This window comes from Streptomyces sp. NPDC085596, assembly GCF_044541565.1.
Lineage (GTDB): Bacteria > Actinomycetota > Actinomycetes > Streptomycetales > Streptomycetaceae > Streptomyces.
On the sequence record NZ_JBITTC010000004.1, the window covers coordinates 555378 to 577233 of the forward strand.

General features: G+C 74.4%; 1 protein-coding gene. It reads left to right on the forward strand.

What is annotated here, in order from left to right:
• A complete protein-coding gene (locus ACIGA3_RS15645; RefSeq protein WP_399715161.1) occupies positions 1–21828 on the forward strand; it encodes a non-ribosomal peptide synthase/polyketide synthase in 21828 nt (7275 codons plus the stop codon).
• Positions 21829–21856: the final 28 nt, after the last annotated feature.

Genomic DNA, 21856 nt, shown 5'->3' on the forward strand with positions numbered 1-21856 from the left:
GTGTCGGACAACTCGCTTCGTTCTCGCACACCTTCCTCGGTACCGGCTCCGGCTCGGGAGGCGTACTGGCGGGGGAGGTTCGCCGCACCGGCGCCCGAGACCCCGTTGCCGCTCGACCGGCCCTACCCGAACCGCCCGGACGGCCCGGCACCGCGCGCCGAACGCACGGACCAACTCGGCATCGAGGCAAGCGAGAACACCCTCCTCGCCGCCTTCGTGGCCCTGCTGCACCGCTACGCCGCGGCCCCGGCCACCGAGGTGACGGTGGCCCACGAGGGACTCCCGCTGCGGATCACCGTCGACGGCTCCGTCTCCTTCGGCGAGTTGTGCGCCATGGTCGCCGAGGCACGGGCCGAGGCCGAGGCCCACCGGCTGCCCACCGCCGAACTGCTCCGGCTGCTCGCCCCCGGACCGACCCGAGGCGGCGGCGCGTTGTGCGCCACCGGGTTCGGGCCCGCGCCCTGGGCCGAGGGCGGCCCGCTGGACCTCGCGCTCTCCGTGGCCGACGACACGGTCCGGGCCGACCACCGTGCCGACCTGTTCGACACGGCCACGGCCGACCGCGTCCTCGGCCACTACCGCACCCTCCTCGCGGACGCCATGGCCCGCCCGGACACCGCCGTGGCCGACCTCGAACTCCTCACCGACGACGAGCGGCACCAGATCCTGACCGGCTGGAACGACACCGCGCACGACGTGCCCGCGCACACCTGGCCGCGCATGTTCGCCGGCCAAGTCGCCGCCCGCCCCCAGGAAGTGGCGCTCATCCACGAGGACGTCCGCCTCACCTACGCCGAACTCGACGCCCGAGCGGCCCGGTTGGCGCACGCCCTGGTCGCACGGGGTGCCGGACCCGAACAGGTCGTCGCGCTGGCCGTACCCCGCTCGGCCGACATGATCGTGGCGCAGGTCGCCGTCCTGAAGGCGGGCGCCGCCTATCTGCCCCTCGACACCGACTACCCGGCCGACCGCATCGCCTACATGCTCGACGACGCCCGGCCGGTCTGCCTCGTCACCACCGCCGAGACGCTGCCCGACCTGCCGCCCGGCACCGACCCGCTCGTCCTCGACGCCCCCGCGACCCTCGCCGAGCTGGCCGCCCATCCCGCCCACGATCCGGTGACAACAGCCGAGTTGACGCCCGCGCACGCCGCCTACGTCATCTACACCTCCGGCTCCACCGGCCGCCCCAAGGGTGTCGTCCTCTCCCACGCGGGTGTCGCCAAGCTCGTCGCCACCCAGCGCGAGCGGTTCGGGATCGGCCCGCACAGCCGCGTCCTCCAGTTCGCCTCGCCCAGCTTCGACGTGGCCTTCTGGGACCTGTGCCTCGGCCTGCTCTCCGGCGGCCGCCTCGTCGTCGTCCCCGCCGACCGCCGGCTGCCGGGCGAACCCCTCGCCGCGTACGCCCGCGAGCACGGCATCACCGTCATGATCCTGCCGCCCGCCCTGCTCGCCGCCCTGCCCGACGACGTCCGACTCCCGCCGCACGCAACCCTCCTGGCGGGCACGGAACGTGTCTCGCCGGAACTGGTCGGCCGGTACGCGGGCGGCCGGATGATGTTCAACGCCTACGGACCCACCGAGGCCACCACCAACTCCACCCTCGGCCGGTGCGATCCGCACACCCCGCCCGGCACCATCGTGCCCATCGGCGTCCCCGACCCCGGCACCCGCGCCTACGTCCTCGACGACCGGCTGCGGCCCGTCCCCGCCGGGGTCACCGGCGAGCTGTACCTCGGCGGCGCCGGACTCGCCCGCGGCTATCTCGGCCGGCCCGGACTGACCGCCGAACGCTTCGTCGCCGACCCCTTCGGCGCCCCCGGCGAACGGCTCTACCGCACCGGAGACCTCGTCCGCCGGAAGGCCGACGGACGGCTGGAGTTCCACGGCCGCGCCGACAGCCAGGTCAAGATCCGGGGCTTCCGCATCGAGCCCGGCGAGATCGAGTCCGTGCTGCGCTCCCACCCCGCCGTCGACCAGGCCGCCGTCGTCGTCCGCGAGGACCGGCCCGGCGAGCGCCGCCTCGCCGCCTACGTCGTCCCCGCCCTGGACGCCGCCCCGACGCCCGAGGCCGGGGTCGCGGACTGGAAGGACCTGCACGAACTGCTGTACTCGGCGGCCGGTGCCGAGGACTTCGCGGAGAACTTCGCGGGCTGGAACAGCATGTACGACGGGCAGCCCATCCCGCTCGCGGACATGCGCGAGTGGCGCGCGGCGACCGTCGCCCGCATCCGGGAACTGCGGCCCCGGCGGGTGCTGGAGATCGGCGTCGGCAGCGGCCTGCTGCTGTCCCGGCTCGCACCGGACTGCGAGGCGTACTGGGGCACCGACCTCTCCGAGGAAGCCGTACGCGCCCTCACCGCCCAGGTGGCCGGCGTCCCCGAACTGGCCGACCGGGTGACCCTGCTGGGCCGGCCCGCGCACGACCTCACCGGACTGCCGCAGGGGTACTTCGACACCGTCGTCGTCAACTCCGTCGTGCAGTACTTCCCCGGCGGCGACTACCTCACCGGCGTGCTCCGGGACGCGGCCGCCCTGCTCGCGCCCGGCGGTTCCCTGTTCATCGGTGACGTGCGCAATCTGCGGCTGCTGCGCACCCTGAGCGCCGCCGTCGAAGGGCGTCGGGCCGAGGGCGATGACAAGGAGGCGTTGCGCGCCGCGGCAGACCGGGCCGTCGCCTGGGAAGGTGAACTCCTCGTCGACCCCGACTACTTCGCCGCCCTCGACGGCTTCACCGCCGACATCCGGATCAAGCGCGGCACCCACCACAACGAACTCACCCGCTACCGCTACGACGTGGTCCTGCGGCCGGGATCGCGGTCCGCGCACGACGACGTACCCGAGACGCCCTGGCCCGATCTCGGCTCATCCCAAGCTCTTTCAGAGCTACTGGCCACCGATCGCCCGCTGCGCGTCACCGGCATCCCCAACGCCCGCCTGGCCGACGACCTGAGCGCCCTCGCGGCCCTGGACGACAGCAGCAGGCCCGCCACCGGCCCCTACGGCGTCGACCCCGAGACCCTGCACGAGATCGCCGCCCGGCACGGCCGCCGCGCCCACGTCACCTGGGACGGAGACACCGAGGACGGCGCCCTCGACGCCCTCTTCACCCCCGAGGACGCACCGGCCCCCTACCGCAGGGGCACCGGCCACCCCCTCACCAACCGCCCGGCCCCCTTCCGCAACGTCACCGCGCTCATGGCCGCCCTGCGCACCCACGCGGCCACCGCGCTGCCCGACTACATGGTCCCGGCCGCCTTCGTCCCGCTGGACCGGCTGCCCGTCACCCCCAGCGGCAAGCTCGACGCCGCCGCGCTGCCCGTCCCGGACCGCACCCTGTCCACCGGCGGCCGCCCGCCGGCCACCGCCCGCGAACGACTGCTGTGCGAGCTGTACGCCCGTGCACTGGACGTGCCCTCGGTCGGCGCCGACGACGACTTCTTCGCGCTCGGTGGCGACAGCATCGTGGCCGTCCGCCTCCTCGTCCTCGCCCGCCGCGCCGGACTGGAACTGACCCCGCGCGACGTGTTCCGCCACCGCACCGCCGCCGAACTGGCCACCGTGGCCCGCACCGGCACGGCGGAGGCGGATGGCGAGACGGTGCCCTGGGCGGTTTCGGCACCGGAAGACCTGGACACCGAGTTCACGGTGGACGAAGTCCTCCCGCTCGGCCCGCTCCAGGAGGGCTTCTTCTTCCACGCCCTGGTCGACGGCGCCGAACACGACGCGTACGTGGTGCAGCAGGTCATCGAGCTGGCCGGACCCGTCGACGGCACCCTGCTGCACACCGCCGCCGAACGGCTGCTGGACCGGCACGCCCCGCTGCGCGCCTGCTTCCGGCAGACCCCCGACGGCCGCCCCGTCCAGCTCATCGCGTCCGGGCTCGCACTGCCCTGGCACGAGACCGACCTCACCGCCGAGGCCGACCCCGCCACCCGTCAGGCCCGCGCCGACGCCGTAGCCGCCGAAGAACGGGCCAGGCACTTCGACCTCGCCCGGCCACCGCTGGTGCGCTGCGCGCTGATCCGGCTCACGGACGAGCGGAGCCGACTCGTCCTGACGTTCCATCACATCGTCGCGGACGGTTGGTCTCTACCTGTCCTCCACCGTGAACTGCTCGCCCTGTACGGCGAGAACCCCGGGCCACTGCCCGACGTCACCCCCTACCGCTCCTACCTCCGCCGGATCGCCGGCGCCGACCGCGAAGCCGCCCGTGCGGCTTGGGGCGGCGCGCTCGCCGGGGTCGAGGAACCCACCCTGCTGGTGCGCACCCCGGCCCGCCCCGGACCGGTCGAACCGGCGCAGATCCGCGTGGAGTTGACCGAGCGCGTCACCGCCCGCCTGACCGCCCGCGCCCGCGAACGCGGGGTCACGCTGGGCACCCTCGTGCAGGGGGCGTGGGGCCTGCTCCTCGGTCGCCTGACGGGACATCAGGATGTCGTCTTCGGTACCACCGTCGCCGGACGGGACGCCGCCGTGGACGGTATCGAGTCGATGATCGGCGTGTTCATCAACACCCTGCCGACCCGGCTGCGCTGGGCGCCCGGTGACACCCTGGGCGCGGTGCTGGACCGGTTGCAGGAGGAGCAGAGTGCCCTCCTCGACCATCAGCACCTCGGTCTCGCCGACATCCAGCGGGCCGCCGGGCACGCGGGCGGCGGCGAACTCTTCGACACCCTTGTGGTGTTCGAGAACTACCCCGGTGGCGAGGGTACTTCGGGCATCACCGACCCGAGCGGCACGATCTCGGTCGCCGGGCACGCCTTCCACGACGCCGTGCACTATCCGCTGTCCCTCGTCGTCAAGCCCGGCCGCCGTCTCGACCTGCGGCTCAAGCACCACACCCGGCGCCTGGACGCCGACGCCGTGCGGGCCCTCGCCGGCCGGCTCACCCTGCTGCTGCACACCCTCGCCGACGACCCCGGCACCCGCGTCGCCGACCTCACCCTGCTCACCCCGCGCGAACTGGCCGACGCCCACCCGGCGGGGGAGACCCACCCGGTCCCGGACACCACCCTCGCCGCCGCCTTCACCGCGCAGACCGCCCGCACCCCGGACGCCACCGCCGTCGTGTACGAGGGCACCACACTCACCTACGCCGAACTCGACACCCGAGCCGAGCACTTGGCGGCCCGGCTGCGGGCGCGGGGCATCGGGCGGGAGCGGTTCGTCGCCGTCGCCGTGCCCCGGTCGGCCGAGCTGATGGTGGCGCTGCTGGCCGTGCTGAAGGCGGGGGCCGCGTATCTGCCGCTCGACCTGGACTATCCCGCCGACCGGCTGGCGTACACACTCGCCGACTCGGGCGCGACCACCGTCCTCACCACCACCCGGGACGCCGGGCGGCTGCCCGCGGCCGACGGGCTCGACGTGCTCATGGTGGACGACCGCACCGAGGAGCCGCTGCCGGACCTCCCGCCGCAGGACCCCGCCCGCCCCGACGACCCCGCCTACCTCATCTACACCTCCGGCTCCACCGGCCGCCCCAAGGGTGTCGTCGTCACCCACCGAGCCATCGTCAACCGGCTGGCGTGGATGCAGGGCGCGTACGGTCTGACCGCCGAGGACCGGGTGCTCCAGAAGACCCCGGCCGGGTTCGACGTGTCGGTGTGGGAGTTCTTCTGGGCGCTGTGCGAGGGCGCCACCGTGGTGCTCGCCGCGCCGGACGGCCACCGCGACCCCGGCTACCTGGCCCGGCTCGTCCGGGACGCGGGCGTGACCACCCTGCACTTCGTGCCCTCGATGCTGGAGGCGTTCCTCGCCTCCGAGGAGGTCACCGCCGACCTCGCCTGGGCGGCCGGTCTGCGCCGCGTGTTCAGCAGCGGCGAGGCGCTGCCCGGAGCCGCGGCCCGCCGCTGGCGCGAGCTGACCGGGGTCCCGCTGCACAATCTGTACGGTCCCACCGAGGCCGCCGTCGACGTCACCCACCACGCCTGCGACGACGCCCCCGACACCGTCGTGCCCATCGGCCGGCCCGTCTGGAACACCGGTATGCGCGTCCTGGACTCCTGCCTGCGCCCCGTACCGGACGGCGTGCCCGGCGAGCTCTACCTCACCGGCGTCCAGCTGGCCCGCGGCTACCACCGGCGCCCCGCGCCGACCGCCGACCGCTTCGTCGCCGACCCCTTCGGCGCCCCCGGCACCCGCATGTACCGCACCGGCGACCTGGTGAGCCGCCGCGCCGACGGCACCCTCGACTACCTCGGCCGCACCGACCGCCAGGTCAAACTGCGCGGCAACCGCATCGAGCCCGGCGAGATCGAGGCCGCCCTGACCCGGCACCCGTCCGTCGCCCGGGGCGCGGTCGTCGTCCGCGACCACCGCCTCGTCGCCTACGCCGTCCCCGCGCCCGGCGCCACCGTCGACCCCGCCGAGCTGCGCGCCGCGCTCGCAGGGGCGCTGCCCGCGCCGCTGGTCCCGGAGGCGTACGTCGTCCTCGACGACCTCCCGCTCACCCCCAGCGGCAAGCTCGACCAGGCCGCGCTGCCCGTCCCCGAGGCCGAGCGCGCCGCCCGCCGCGAGCCCTCCGGCCCCGTGGAGCGCGAGCTGACCGGGATCTTCGCGGCCGTCCTCGGCATCGCGGACGTGGGCCCCGACGACGACTTCTTCCGGCTCGGCGGCGACAGCATCAGCTCCATCGGCGTCGCCGCCCGCGCCCGCGCGGCCGGTCTCGACGTCAGCCCCCGCGACGTCTTCACCCACCGCACCCCCGCCGCCCTCGCCGCCGAGACCCGGACCACGAGCGCCACCCCGGCCGGCACGGCCGCCGCCTTCACGCTCACCGACGCCGAACACGCCCGCGTCCGCGCCCTGGCCGCCCCGGCCGAGGTCGCCGACGTATGGCCGCTGGCCCCGCTCCAGGAGGGCCTGTTCTTCCACTCGGCGTACGACGAGGGCGCCCTCGACGTCTACACCGTCCACGAGACCTTCGACTCCGCCACCCCGCTGGACACCGCCCGGCTCCGCGCCGCCGTACGCACCCTGCTCGACCGCAACCCCGGCCTGCGCGCGGGCTTCACCAGCGACGGCCTCGACCAGCCGGTGCAGTTCATCGTCGCGGACCCGGAGATCCCGCTGGAGACGGTCGACCTCTCCCACCTCACGGCCGGCGAACAGGAGCGCCGTATAGAGGAGTTGACCGACGCCGAACGGGCCCGCAAGTTCGACCTGTCCAAGCCCCCGCTGTTCCGGCTGCTCCTGCTGCGGCTCGGCGCCGAGCGCGGCGACCGGCTCGTCATCGGCCGCCATCTGATCCTCTGGGACGGCTGGTCCGCCTGGCTCTTCCTGGACGAGCTGTTCGGGCTCTACGAGACCGGCGGCGACCCCAGCTCCCTTGCCGCGCCCGGCAGTTACCGCGACTACCTCACCTGGCTCGCCGCCCAGGACGACACCGAGGCCACCGCCGCCTGGCGCACCGCGCTCGCCGGACTCGACGAGCCCACCCTCCTCGCCCCGACCGCCCCCGACGGCCTCGAACCGGTCATCCCCGACCAGCTCGACACCCACCTGAGCGCCGAACTGGGCGAGCGGCTCCGGGACACCGGCCGCGCCCACGGCCTCACCCTGAACACCCTGCTCAACGCGGCCTGGGGGCTCACCCTCGCCACCGCGACCGGCCGCGCCGACGTCGTCTTCGGCACCACCGTCGCCGGACGGCCCAGCGAGGTCCCGCACGTCGGCGACATCATCGGCCTCTTCCTCAACACCGTCCCCACCCGCATCGCGCTCGACCCGGCCGAGCCGGTCCTCGGCCTGCTCCACCGCGTCCAGGGCGAACGCCTCGACCTCATGCCGTACGAACACCTCAGCCTCGGCGTGCTCCAGGCCGAGACCGGGCACCGCAAGCTGTTCGACACGCTGTTCGTGCTGCGCAACAACGACACCGAGGAACGCCTCGCCGACCTGCGCACCCGGCACGGCGCCACCGCCGTCGCCAACGTGGACGCCACCCACTACCCGGCCAACCTCGTCGTCACCCCCGGCCACCGCATCACCGTCACCCTCACCCACCGGCCCGACCTCGTCCCGGCCGACCGGGCCCGCGCCCTGCTCGACCGGTTCACCCTGCTCCTGGACCGGCTCACCGCCGACCTGACCGCCCCCGTCGGTTCCCTGGACCCCCTGCTGCCCGCCGAGCACACGGCACTGCGCCGCGAACAGGAGGCGAGCCGGGTCCCCGACCCCGAGGACACCATCGCCGACCTCCTCGCCGCCCAGGCCGCCCGCACCCCGGACGCGCGCGCCCTGGTGTGCGGCGAGCAGACGCTGACGTACGCCGAACTCGACGCCGAAGTCAACCGGTTGGCGCGGCTGCTGATCGAGCGGGGCGCCGGCCCGGAGCGGATCGTCGCGCTCGGCCTGCCGCGCTCCCTGGACACCGTCGTCGCCCTCTTCGCCGTACTGCGTACCGGCGCCGCCTATCTGCCGCTGGAGCTGGACCACCCCGCCGACCGGCTGTCCGGGATGCTCGCGGACGCCCGGCCCCTGCTCCTGCTCACCACCCAGGCCGTCTCCGCCACCCTCGACGCGGACACGCCCCGCGTACTGCTCGACACCCCCGACACGCGCGCCGACCTGGCGGCGCGGGCGGACACCCCGGTCCGCCGCCGCTTCAGCCTCCAACACCCGGCCTACGTCATCTACACCTCCGGCTCCACCGGCCGCCCCAAGGGTGTCGTCACCCCGTACCGGGGCCTGACCAACATGCGGCTCAACCACCAGAAGGAGATCTTCGCCCCGGCCATCGCCTCGGCGGGCGGCCGGCGGCTGCGTATCGCGCACACCGTGTCCTTCGCCTTCGACATGTCCTGGGAAGAGCTGCTCTGGCTGGTCGAGGGCCACGAAGTGCACGTCTGCGACGAGGAGTTGCGCCGGGACGCCGAGGCGCTGGTCGCCTACTGCGAACGGCACCGGGTCGACGTCGTCAACGTCACCCCCACCTACGCCCGTCTGCTGATCGAACAGGGCCTGCTCGAAGGCCACGTACCCCCGCTGGTGCTGCTCGGCGGCGAGGCCGTCCCGGAGACGGTGTGGACGGCCCTGCGGGACACCGAGGGGACATACGGCTACAACCTGTACGGGCCCACCGAGTACACCATCAACACCCTGGGCGGCGGCACCCTCGACAGCGCCACCCCCACCGTGGGCCGCCCCATCCGCGGCACCCGCGCCCACATCCTGGACGCCTGGCTGCGCCCCGTGCCCGACGGCGTGCCCGGCGAGCTGTACATCGCCGGGATCGGCCTGGCCCGCGGCTATCTCGACCGGCCCGCGCTGAGTGCCGAACGCTTCGTCGCCGACCCCTTCGGCGAGCCCGGCGAGCGCATGTACCGCACCGGCGACCTGGTGCGCCGTAACCCCGACGGCAACCTCGACTTCCTCGGCCGCACCGACGACCAGGTCAAGATCCGCGGCTACCGCATCGAACCCGGCGAGATCGAGGCCGCCCTCAGCCGCCACCCCCAGGTCGCCCAGGCCGCCGTCGTGGTCCGCGACGAACGCCTCGTCGGCTACGTCGTCCCCGCCCCCGCCGGCACCGCCGACCGCACCGCCGCCGAGGCCGCGCAGGTGGGGGAGTGGCAGGAGATCTACTCCGACGAGTACGAGGAGATCGGCACCGCCGTCTTCACCGAGGAGTACGCCGGCTGGGACAGCTCCTACGACGGGCAGCCCATCCCGTTCGAGGAGATGCACGAGTGGCGCGAGGCCACCCTCGCCCGCATCCGCGCCCTCGGTCCCCGCCGCGTCCTGGAGATCGGCGTCGGCTCCGGCCTGCTGCTCTCCCGGCTCGCCCCCAAGGCCGAGGCGTACTGGGCGACCGACTTCGCCGCCCCCGTCATCCGCAAGATCGGCCAAGAACTGCGCCGCGACCCCGAGTTGGCCGCCAAGGTGGAACTGCGCTGCCGGCCCGCCGAGGACCTGAGCGGCCTGCCGACCGGCTACTTCGACACGATCGTCATCAACTCCGTCATCCAGTACTTCCCCAGCGTCGAGCACCTGACCGGCGTGCTGCGCGGCGCCCTGGACCTGCTCGCGCCCGGCGGCGCCCTGTTCGTCGGTGACGTACGCAACCTGCGGCACGCCCGCGTCTTCCACACCGAGATCCAGCGCGCCCGGGGCACCGCCGACGAGGACCTGGAGCGGGCGGTGGAGCGCGGCCTGCGCCTGGAGAAGGAACTCCTGGTCGATCCCGACTACTTCACCACCCTCGGTCACGGCGTCGACCTGCGCACCAAGCGCGGCCACCACCGCAACGAACTCACCCGGCACCGCTATGACGTGGTCCTCTATGCCGGTGAACCGGACGTGGACCTCGGGGGCTTGCCGTCCGTCGACTGGACCACCGCCCACGCCGTCGGCGACCTCGTGCGCGGGGACCGTACGACCGAGGACATCGGCGAGCTGCTCACCGGCATCCTGGCGACGGCCGGACGCTTCGGCGACCGCCCGCGCGGTGCCCGGCCCGAGGGCCTGCGCGTGACCGGCATCCCCGACGGCCGGACCGTCGAGGGCGGTGTCGACCCCGAGGAGCTGCGCCTCCTCGCCGCCGAGTCCGGGCAGCGGGTGCTGACCACCTGGTCGGCGGCCACCGGCACCTACGACGCGGTGTTCCTGCCCGCCGAACCCCGCCTCACCGGCGGCCTGTTCCGTCCCGGCGGCGGTACCCACCCCTATGCCAACGACCCCACCGCCGCCCGCGAGACCAGCGCCCTGGTGCGCAGGCTGCGCGAGGAACTGGGCCGCGAACTGCCCGACTACATGGTCCCGGCCGCCTTCGTCACCGTCGACACCCTGCCGATGAACGCCAACGGCAAGCTCGACGTGCGCGCGCTGCCCGACGCCGAACCCGCCGTCGCCCTCGGCGGCGGCCGCGGGCCGCGCACCCGGCGCGAGGAAGTCCTGTGCCGCCTCTTCGCGGAGGTGCTGGGGCTGCCCGAGGTCGGCGCCGAGGACAACTTCTTCGACCTGGGCGGCCATTCACTGCTCGCCACCCGGCTGGTCAGCCGCGCCCGCACCGAGCTGAACGCCGAACTCGCCATCCGCGACCTGTTCGAGGCCCCCACCCCGGCGCTGCTCGCGGGCCGCGCCGACAACGGCAAGCCCGCCCGGCCCCGGCTCACGGCGGCCGTGCAGCGCCCCGAGCGGGTTCCGCTGTCGGCCGCGCAACGGCGGCTCTGGCTGGTGGACCGCCTCTCCGAGCGGGCCGGGGGAGTGGCGTACAACTTCCCGCTCGTCCTGCGGCTGCGCGGCCCGCTGGACCTGCCCGCGCTGCGCGCGGCGCTGCGCGATGTCGCCACCCGGCACGAGTCGCTGCGGACCCTTGTCGGCGAGTACGAGGGAGAGCCGTACCAGCGCGTCCTCGCCGCCGAGGAGGCCGAGGTGCCGTGCGCGCTGGCCGAGGCCACGGAGGCCGGCCTGCCCGCGCTGATCGCCGCCGCACAACGCCGCCCCTTCGATCTCACCCGTGAACTCCCGCTGCGCGCGGAGGTGTTCCGGGTCACCACCGAGGACCATGTGGTCGCGGTCGTCCTGCACCACATCACCACCGACGAGTGGTCCGACCGGCCTTTCCTGGCCGACCTGGACACCGCGTACGCGGCCCGCGCGGCCGGGACCGCCCCCGACTGGGCGCCGCTGCCGGTCCAGTACGCCGACTACACCCTCTGGCAGGAGGAGCTTCTCGGCCGGCTCGGCGAGCAGCAAGTCGCCTACTGGACACAGGCGTTGAGCGACCTCCCCGAGGAGCTGCCGCTGCCCCTCGACCGGTCGCGTCCGGCCGGGCCCACCGGGCGTGGGGCGGTCGTGCGGCGGGTGGTGCCCGAGGAGACCGGGCGTGCGCTGCGCGAGCTGTCCGCCACCACCGGCACCAGCATGTTCATGCTGCTCCAGGCCGCCACCGCCGCGCTGCTGCACCGGCTCGGCGCGGGCGACGACATCCCGCTCGGCGCCCCCATCGCGGGTCGCACCGACAGCGGACTGGACGACCTGGTCGGCTTCTTCGTCAACACCCTCGTACTGCGCACCGACCTGTCCGGAGACCCCACCTTCACCGAACTCCTGGGCCGGGTGAGGGAGTCGTCGCTCGCCGCCTTCGAGCACCAGGACCTCCCCTTCGACCGGGTAGTGGAGGCCGTCAACCCGCCGCGCGTGGCCGGGCGCAACCCGCTCTTCCAGGTCATGATGGGCTACCACCACCGCCCCGACGGCGACTCAAGCACCCTCCTTGGACTGCCCGCCGAGTGGTACGACATGGACACCGGCGCCGCCAAGTTCGACCTGCACTTCACCTTCGTCGACGAGGCGGACGGGATCGTCCTGCTGCTGGAGTACGCGACCGACCTGTTCGACCACAGCACCGTCGAGCACCTGGCGGGGCGGATGCTGCGCCTGCTGGAACAGACGTCCACCGAACCGGAGCGTCCGGTGCGGGAGTTGGAGGTCCTGGAGGATGCCGAGCGCACGCGTGTCCTCACCGACTGGAACGACACCGCCCGGCCCGTCCCGGACGGCACCCTGCCCGAGCTGTTCCGCGCCCAGGCCGCCCGCACCCCGGACGCCACCGCCCTCGTCCTCGAAGGTGAGCGGCTGACGTACGCCGAGCTGGACGTCCGCGTGGAGCGCACGGCCCGCGTCCTGGCCGGCCTCGGTGCCGGGCCGGAGAAGACCGTCGCCGTCGCGCTGCCGCGCTCGGTGGACCTCGTCGTCGCCCTGCTCGCCACCCACCGCGCGGGAGCCGCCTACCTCCCGCTGGACCCCGACTACCCGGCGGACCGCCTCGCCCTCATGGTCGAGGACGCCCGCCCGGTGTGCGTGATCCGCGACGCTCTGCCCACCGGCCCCGAGGCCGACCTGCCCACGTCGTACGACCCCTGGAGCCCGGCGTACGTCATCTACACCTCCGGCTCCACCGGCCGCCCCAAGGGTGTGGTCGTCCAGCAGGCGGGCATCGTCAACCGGCTGCTGTGGATGCAGGACACCTACGGTCTGACCGCCGAGGACCGGGTGCTCCAGAAGACGCCGTCCAGTTTCGACGTGTCGGTGTGGGAGTTCTTCTGGCCGCTGATCACCGGCGCGGCGCTGGTCCTCGCCCGGCCCGAGGGGCACCGCGACCCCGCCTATCTGGCCCGGCTCATCCGCGAACAGGACGTCACCACCGTCCACTTCGTGCCGCCCATGCTCCAACTGTTCCTGGAGGAACCGTCCGCCGCCGAGTGCACCGGGCTGCGCCGGGTGCTGTGCAGCGGCGAGGCCCTGCCCGCCGCCCTCACCCGCCGATTCCACGAGGTGCTGACCGCCGGACTCCACAACCTCTACGGCCCCACCGAGGCGTCCGTCGACGTCACGGCTACCGAGATCGGCCCCGGCGCGACCACCGTGCCCATCGGCCGCCCGGTGTGGAACACCCGCACCTATGTCCTGGACGCCGGTCTGCGGCCGGTACCCCCCGGCGTGGCCGGTGAACTATATCTGGCGGGTGTGCAGTTGGCCCGTGGCTACCTGGACCGGCCCGCGCTGACCGCCGAACGCTTCGTCGCCGACCCGTACGCGCCCACACCCGGCGCGCGCATGTACCGCACCGGCGACCTGGCCCGCTGGACGGCGGACGGTGCGCTCGAGTACCTGGGCCGCACCGACGACCAGGCCAAGGTGCGCGGCTTCCGCGTCGAGCCCGGCGAGATCGAGGCCGTGCTCACCGCCCACCCGTCCGTCGCCGGCGCGGCGGTCGTCGTCCGAGACCAGGCACTCGTCGCCTATGTGGTCCCGGACGGCGAAACCCTGGACGCGACCGCGCTGCGTGCCCACGCGTCGGCCACGCTCCCGGCCCACATGGTCCCGGCGGCCTACGTCACGCTCGACGCGCTGCCGCTCACCCCGAACGGCAAGCTCGACCGCCGGGCCCTGCCCGACCCCGACCTCAGCACCAACGGCGGCCGGCCGCGCACCCCGCGAGAGGAGATCCTCTGCGGTCTGTTCGCCGACGTGCTGGGTCTGGAGAGGTTCGGCGTCCACGACGACTTCTTCGCCCTCGGGGGCCACTCGCTGGCCGCCATGCGCCTGGTCAGCCGCGTCCGCGCCGCCCTCGGCAGCGACCTCTCGTTGCGCACGGTCTTCGACGCGCCGGCGCCGGCCCGGCTCGCCGCCCGCCTCGACGTGGACCGAACCCCGGCCCGCCCCGTGCTCGGCACCGGGCGCCCCCACCCGGAACGGCTGCCCCTGTCCTCCGCCCAGCGGCGGCTCTGGCTGCTGCACCAGGTCAACGGCCCCGACCCCGCCTACAACATCCCGTCCGTCTGGCGCCTCACCGGCACCCTCGACCGCGACGCCCTGCAGGCCGCCCTGAACGACGTGGCCGCACGGCACGCCCCGCTGCGCACCCTGTTCCCGGCCGTGGACGGGGTTCCGTACCAGCAGGTGCTGGACCAGGTCCAAGTGCCGCTGCACACCGCCCCGTACGCGGATCTGGCCGCCGAAGCCGCCCATCCCTTCGACCTCGCCGACGAACTCCCGCTGCGAGCCGTCCTGTCCGAGGCCGGCCCGCAGGAACACGTCCTGCTGCTCCTGCTCCACCACATCGCCACCGACGAGTGGTCCGACCGCCCGCTGCTCGCCGACCTCGGTACCGCCTACGCGGCCCGCACCCACGGCCGGGACCCCGACTGGACTCCGCTGCCGGTGAGTTACGCCGACTACACCCTGTGGCAGCACGACCTGCTGGCGGCCGCCGAAGCCGACCTGCTGGCCCACTGGACGGACACGCTCGCCGGAATCCCGGCCGAGCTGAACCTGCCCACCGACCACCCCCGCCCGGCCGAGTCCAGCGGACGCGGCGGCACCGTCGGCTTCACCGTGCCGCCCCGGCTGGAGCACGCCCTGCGCGCCCTCGCCCGCGACCACGGCGTCAGCATGTTCATGGTGGCCCAGGCCGCCGTGGCGGCACTGCTGCACCGGCTCGGCGCGGGAGACGACATCCCGCTCGGCGCCCCGGTGTCCGGCCGTGCGGACGAGTCGCTGGAGGACCTCGTCGGGTTCTTCGTCAACTCCCTTGTCCTGCGTGCCGATCTGTCCGGCGACCCGACCTTCGCCGAACTCCTCGCCCGCGTCCGGGAGAGCGGCCTCGCCGCCTACGAACACCAGGACCTGCCCTTCGAGCGGCTGGTGGAGGCCCTCAACCCCGAACGCTCCCTGGCCCGGCACCCGTTGTTCCAGGTCATGGTCGTCCACCTCACGGGCCGGAACGAGGGGCCCGTACTGCCCGGTCTCACCGCCCACCGCGAGACCGTGGGCCAGGACAGCGCCAAGTTCGACCTCAGCTTCGACTTCGTAGAGGAGGAGGACGGCATCCAGGGCTGGATCGAGTACAGCGCCGACCTGTTCGACGAGCCGACCGTCCAGCTCCTCGCCCGCCGGCTGGAGTCCCTCCTCGAACAGGCCGCCGCCGACCCCGGCCGCCGAGTCGGCGCGCTCGACGTCCTCCGCGACGACGAACGCGCCCTGGTCCTCACCGGCTGGAACGACACCACCCGGACCGTCCCCGACGGCACCCTGCCCGAGCTGTTCCGCGCCCAGGTGGCCCGCACCCCCGAGGCCACCGCCGTCGTCTTCGAGGGCACCGCCCTCACCTACGCCGAACTCGATCAGCGGGTGGACCGTCTCGCCCGCACCCTGGCCGCGCACGGCGCCCGTCCCGAGACCACCGTGGCCGTCGCCCTGCCCCGATCCCTCGCCCTCGTCGTCACCCTGCTCGCCGCACACCGCGCGGGCGCCGCCTACCTGCCCCTGGACCCCGGCCACCCCGCCGCCCGGCTCGCCCACATGCTCACCGACGCCGATCCCGCCTGCCTGGTGACCACCGACGGCATCGACCTCCCCGACACCGGCACCCCCCGCCTGCACGTGGACACGGACGGCACGCCGGAGGACCCGGCCGACGCCCCGCTGCCCACCTCGTACGACCCCCGCCACCCCGCCTACGTCATCTACACCTCCGGCTCCACCGGCCGCCCCAAGGGCGTCACCGTCCCGCACGGGGGCATCGCCAACCGGCTGCTGTGGATGCAGGACGCCTACGGTCTGACCGCCGAGGACCGGGTGCTCCAGAAGACGCCGGCCGGGTTCGACGTGTCGGTGTGGGAGTTCTTCTGGCCGCTGATCACCGGCGCCACCCTGGTCGTGGCCAGCCCCGAGGGGCACCAGGACCCGGCCTATCTGGCCGGACTGATCCGCGAACAGGGCGTCACCACGGCCCACTTCGTGCCGTCCATGCTGCGCGCCTTCCTGGACGAGCCGGCCACCGCCCACTGCACCGGACTGCGCCAGGTCATGTCCAGCGGCGAGGCCCTGCCCGCCCCCCTCGCCGCCCGCTTCCACCGCGTCCTGCCCGGCAGCCGCCTGCACAACCTCTACGGCCCCACCGAGGCATCCGTCGACGTCACCGCGTACGAAGTCCCCGCCGACCCGGCCACCGTGCCCATCGGCCGCCCGGTGTGGAACACCCGCGCCTACGTCCTCGACGCGGGTCTCGGCCCGGTACCACCCGGCGTGGCTGGTGAACTGTATCTGGCGGGCGCCCAGTTGGCCCGTGGCTATCTGAACCGGCCGGGCCTGACCGCCGAGCGGTTCGTGGCCGACCCCTTCGGGGCGCCCGGCGCCCGGATGTACCGCACCGGGGACCTCGCCCGCTGGACCCCGGCCGGGGAGCTGGAGTACCTCGGCCGTGTCGACGACCAGGTGAAGCTGCGCGGCTTCCGTATCGAGCTGGGCGAGATCGAGGCCGCGCTCACCGGGCACGCGGGGGTCGCCCACGCGGTCGTCGTGCTGCGCGAGGACCGGCTCGTGGCGTATGCCGTGCCCGCCGAGGGCTCGCACCCGGACCCCGCCGAGCTGCGCGCGCACACCGCCGCCACGCTGCCCGGCCACATGGTCCCGGCCGCCGTCGTCCTGCTCGACACGCTCCCGCTCACTCCCCACGGCAAGCTCGACCGCCGAGCCCTGCCCGCGCCGGACTTCGCCGCCGAGGCCGGCGGCACCCGGCCGCGCACCGAGCGGGAGGAGGCACTGTGCGCCCTGGTCGCCGAGGTGCTCGGTCTCGAACGCGTGGGCGTCGAGGACGACTTCTTCTCCCTCGGCGGTGACAGCATCGTCGCCATGCAGCTCGTCGCGCGGGCCCGCGCCGCCGGGCTGACGTTCAGCCCGCGCGACGTGTTCCGGCACAAGTCGGCCGCCGGACTCGCCGCCGTCGCCACGACGGCCACCGAGCACCGGCCGGACGACTCGCCGCTGCTGCTCGACCTCACCGACGCCGAACGCGCCGAACTCGCCGCCCTGCCGCCCGGCACCGAGGTGCTCCCCGTCTCCCCGCTCCAGGCCGGGCTGCTCTTCCACGCCGCCCTCGACTCCGGCGACGAGGGACCCGACGTGTACACCGTCCAGGTCTCCTACGACCTCGACGGCCCCCTGGACACCGACCGGCTGCGCGCCGCCGCGCAGGGCGTGCTCGACGCCCACGAGAACCTGCGCAGCGGCTTTAGGCACCTGTCCTCCGGGCGGCCCGTCGCCGTCGTCCCGCGCACCGCCGTACTGCCCTGGCGGCAGCTCGACCTCACCGGCGCGGAAAGCGACTGGGAGCGGCTGCTCGGGCAGGAGAGGCGCCGGTTCGACCCCGAACAGCCGCCGCTGCTCAGGCTGTTGCTTGCCCGGACCGGCCCCGACCGGCACCGGCTCGTCCTCTCCCACCAGCATCTGCTGCTCGACGGCTGGTCGCTGCCGCTGCTCACCGCCGAGCTGTGGGCACGCTACGAGGGCCGCACCCCGGCCCCGCCCGCCCCGTACCGGGCGCATCTGCGGTTGCTGGCCGCCCAGGACCCGGCAGCCTCCGCCGCCGCGTGGGCCGACGCCCTCGCCGGGCTCGCCGAGCCCACCCGGCTCGCGCCCGCCGACCCCGACCGGCCCGCCGCCGTCCCGCACACCCACACCGTCGAACTGGACGCCGGCCGCACCGCCGGGCTGGAGGCGTTCGCCCGGAGCCGGGGCGTCACCCTCAACACCCTGGTGCAGGCCGCCTGGGGCGTGCTGCTGGGCAGGCTCACCGGACGCGACGACGTGGTGTTCGGCGCCACCGTCGCCGGACGTTCACCGGAACTCGCCGGGTCCGAGACGATGATCGGCCTGTTCATCAACACCGTGCCCGTACGGGTCCGGCTCCGGGCCAAGGAGAGCACCGCCGACCTGCTGCACCGGCTCCAGGACGAGCAGTCCCGGCTCATCCGCCACCAGCACCTCGGCCTCGCCGACATCCAGCGCGCCGCCGGACTCGGTGAACTCTTCGACACCCTGGTGGTGTTCGAGTCCTATCCCGTGGCCGACAGCGCCGAGGCGGGCGAGTCGCCCCGCGCCACCGTCCGCGAGCACCAGGACTCCACCCACTACCCGTTCGCCTGGGCGGTCGAGCCCGCCGAACGGCTGCGCCTCACCGCCGAGTTCCGCCCCGACCTGTTCGAAGCGGCCACCGTGCGCCGCATCACCGACGCCCTGGCCCACCTCCTCACCGGCATGGCCGCCGACCCCGACGCCCCCGTCGGCAGGCTCGACCTGCTCGGCCCGGACGACCGGCACACCGTGCTGGAGCGGTGGAACGACAACGCCCTGCCCGCAGCCGAACGCCTCGGCACCGTGCCGGAGTTGTTCGCGGCGCAGGTCGCCGCGAGCCCGGACGCGGTCGCCGTCACGGACGGCCGTACCAGCTGGACCTTCGCCGAACTCGACGCCCGGACGGACGCCTTGGCGCGAACCCTCGCCGGGCAAGGTGCCGGACCCGAGCGCGTCGTCGCCCTCGCGCTGCCCCGCACCGCCGACCACATCGCCGCCATCCTGGCCGTGCTGAAGGCGGGCGCCGCCTATCTGCCCCTCGACCCCGACCTCCCCAGGACCCGGCTCACCGGCATGCTCACCGACACCCGCCCGGTCCTCATCCTGGCCACCGGGGACACCGCTCCCGCCCTGCCCGCCACGGACGTCCCCGTCCTGCGCATCGACGCCCCGGCGGACGGCCTCCCGCAGGCCGAGCCCACCGCCCCCGGCCCCGACCACCCCGCCTACGTCATCCACACCTCCGGCTCCACCGGCCGCCCCAAGGGCGTCGTCGTCACCCAGCGCGGCCTGGCCAACCTCTTCCACAGCCACCGCCACGACCTGCACGCGGCCGCCCGCCGCAGCACCGGACGCGACCAGCTGCGGGTGGGCCACGCCTGGTCGTTCTCCTTCGACGCCTCCTGGCAGCCCCAGCTCTGGCTGCTGGACGGACACGCCCTGCACATCGCCGACGACGAGACCCGCCGCGACCCCGAACTCCTCGCCGCCTTCATCCGCGAGCACGGCATCGACTTCATCGAGGTCACCCCGTCCCTCCTCGCCCGCATGGCCGACAGCGGCCTGATCGGCCCCGACGGCGACTGCCCGCTCGCCCTGGTCGGCTTCGGCGGCGAGGCCGTACCCGAGTCGCTGTGGACCCGCCTCGCCGCACTGCCGCACACCGGGGCCGTCAATCTGTACGGACCCACTGAGGCCACGGTCGACGCGCTCGTCGGCCACGTACGCGACAGCGCACGCCCGGTCGTCGGGCGGCCCGTCCATCACTCCCGCGCCTACGTCCTCGACACCGCCCTGCGCCCGGTCCCGCCCGGTGTCACCGGCGAGCTGTACCTCTCCGGACCCGGCCTCGCCCGCGGCTACCTCGGCCGCCCGGAACTCACCGCCGAACGCTTCGTCGCCGACCCCTTCGGCACGCCCGGGACCCGCATGTACCGCACCGGAGACCTGGCCCGCTGGACCGAGGACGGCCTGCTGGAGTTCGCCGGCCGGTCCGACGACCAGGTCAAGATCCGCGGCTACCGCGTCGAACTCGCCGAGATCGAAGCCGCGCTGGACAGCCACCCGGCCGTCGCGCACTCGGTGGTGGTGGCCCGCGAACACCGGCCCGGCATCCGGCAGTTGATCGCCTACGCCGTCCCCCGCGACGGCATGACCGAGGCGGCGGAACCGTCCGTACTGCGCGCCCATGCCGCCGCCACCCTGCCCGAGTACATGGTCCCGGCCGCCGTCGTCGTGCTGGACCGGCTGCCGTCGCTGTCCAACGGGAAGCTCGACCGCGCCGCCCTGCCCGCGCCGACCTTCACCGGAGGAGGACGCGCCCCGGAGAACGACACCGAGCGCGTACTGCGCGACCTGTTCGCCGAGACCCTCGGCCTGCCCGCCGAGGCCGTCGGCACGGACGACGACTTCTTCGCTTCCGGCGGTGACAGCATCGTCGCCATGCAGCTCGTCGCCCGCGCCCGCACCGGCGGACTGCGGATCACCCCGCGCCAGGTCTTCCGGCACCGCACCGTCGCCGCCCTGGCCCTCGTCGCCGTACCGCTCGACCCCGGCCGGCGGCACGCCACCCACGACGACGGCACCGGCACCATCCCGCTCACCCCGATCATGCGCGCCCTCGTGGAACGCGGCGGCCCCTTCGCCGCCTACCACCAGGCCGCGCTGCTCCGGACACCGGCCGACCTCACCGAACCCGGGCTGCTGGCAGTGCTGGAGGCCCTCGCCCGGCGGCACGACATGCTCCGCGCCCGGCTCGTCCGCACGCCGAATCCCGCCCTTCACGTACCGCTGGCCACCGACGCCCGTGACTGGCTCGCCCGAGCCGATGTGCGGGGCGCGGACGAGACCGCGTTGCGGGCAGCCATCGCCCGGTACGCCGAGACAGCCCGCGACGGACTCGACCCCGATGCCGGGGCGATGGTGCGGGCCGTCTGGTTCGACGCCGGGCCAGGCCACCCCGGACGGCTGCTGCTCCTCGTCCACCACCTGGTGATCGACGGCGTCTCCTGGCGTACTCTGCTGCCCGACCTCGCCGCCGCGTGGACCGCCGTCCGGGACGGCCGAACCCCCGAACTCGCCCCCGTGGAGCTGTCGTTCGCCCGCTGGGCGCGGCTGCTCGAACGCCGGGCCGCCGACCCCGCCACCGAGGACGAGCTGCCCTGGTGGACCGGCACCCTGGCCGAGGGCGCGGGGCTGCCGCTGGCCCGCCCGCTGGACCCCGCGCGCGACACCGTCGCCGGCACCCGTCACCTCTCCCTGACCCTGCCCCGGGAGATCACCGAGCCCCTGCTCAGCCGGGCCCCGGCCGCGTTCGGCGCCGGAGTCAACGACGTGCTGCTCACCGCGTTCGCCCTGGCCGTGGGCGACTGGCGGGCCCGCGTTCTGGGCGCCGACCGTCCCGGCGGGCCGGTGCTGGTCGATCTGGAGGGCCACGGCCGCGAGGAGGAGATCGCGGGCGACGCCGACCTGTCCCGCACCGTCGGCTGGTTCACCAGCGTCGTGCCCGTCCGGCTCGACCCAGGCTCGGCCGCCCTGACGGACGGCCCCGCCCTGGACGCCGCCATGGCCCGTGTCCGGGAGCACCTCGCCGCCCTCCCCGCGGCCGGGACCGGCCACGGCCTGCTGCGCCACCTCAACCCGGAGACCGCCCCGCGACTCACCCAACTCGACGACCCGCAGATCGAGTTCAACTACATGGGCCGCTTCGACCGCCCCGAGGCCGCCGACTGGTCCTACGCGGCCGAAGAGTCCGCCGCCGACCTCGACGCCGACCCCGGCATGCCGATGTCCCACGCCCTGACCCTCAACGCCCTCACCGAGGACCGCCCGGAAGGGCCCGAACTCAGCGCCCACTGGGCCTACGCGACCGGACTCCTCACCGAGGAGCAGGTCCGCGACCTGGCCCACACCTGGTTCCGGGCGCTGGAGGCACTGGTACGCCGAGCGGCCCAGCGCCGACCCTGACCCACCCCACCCCGACCGGAAGGCAAGG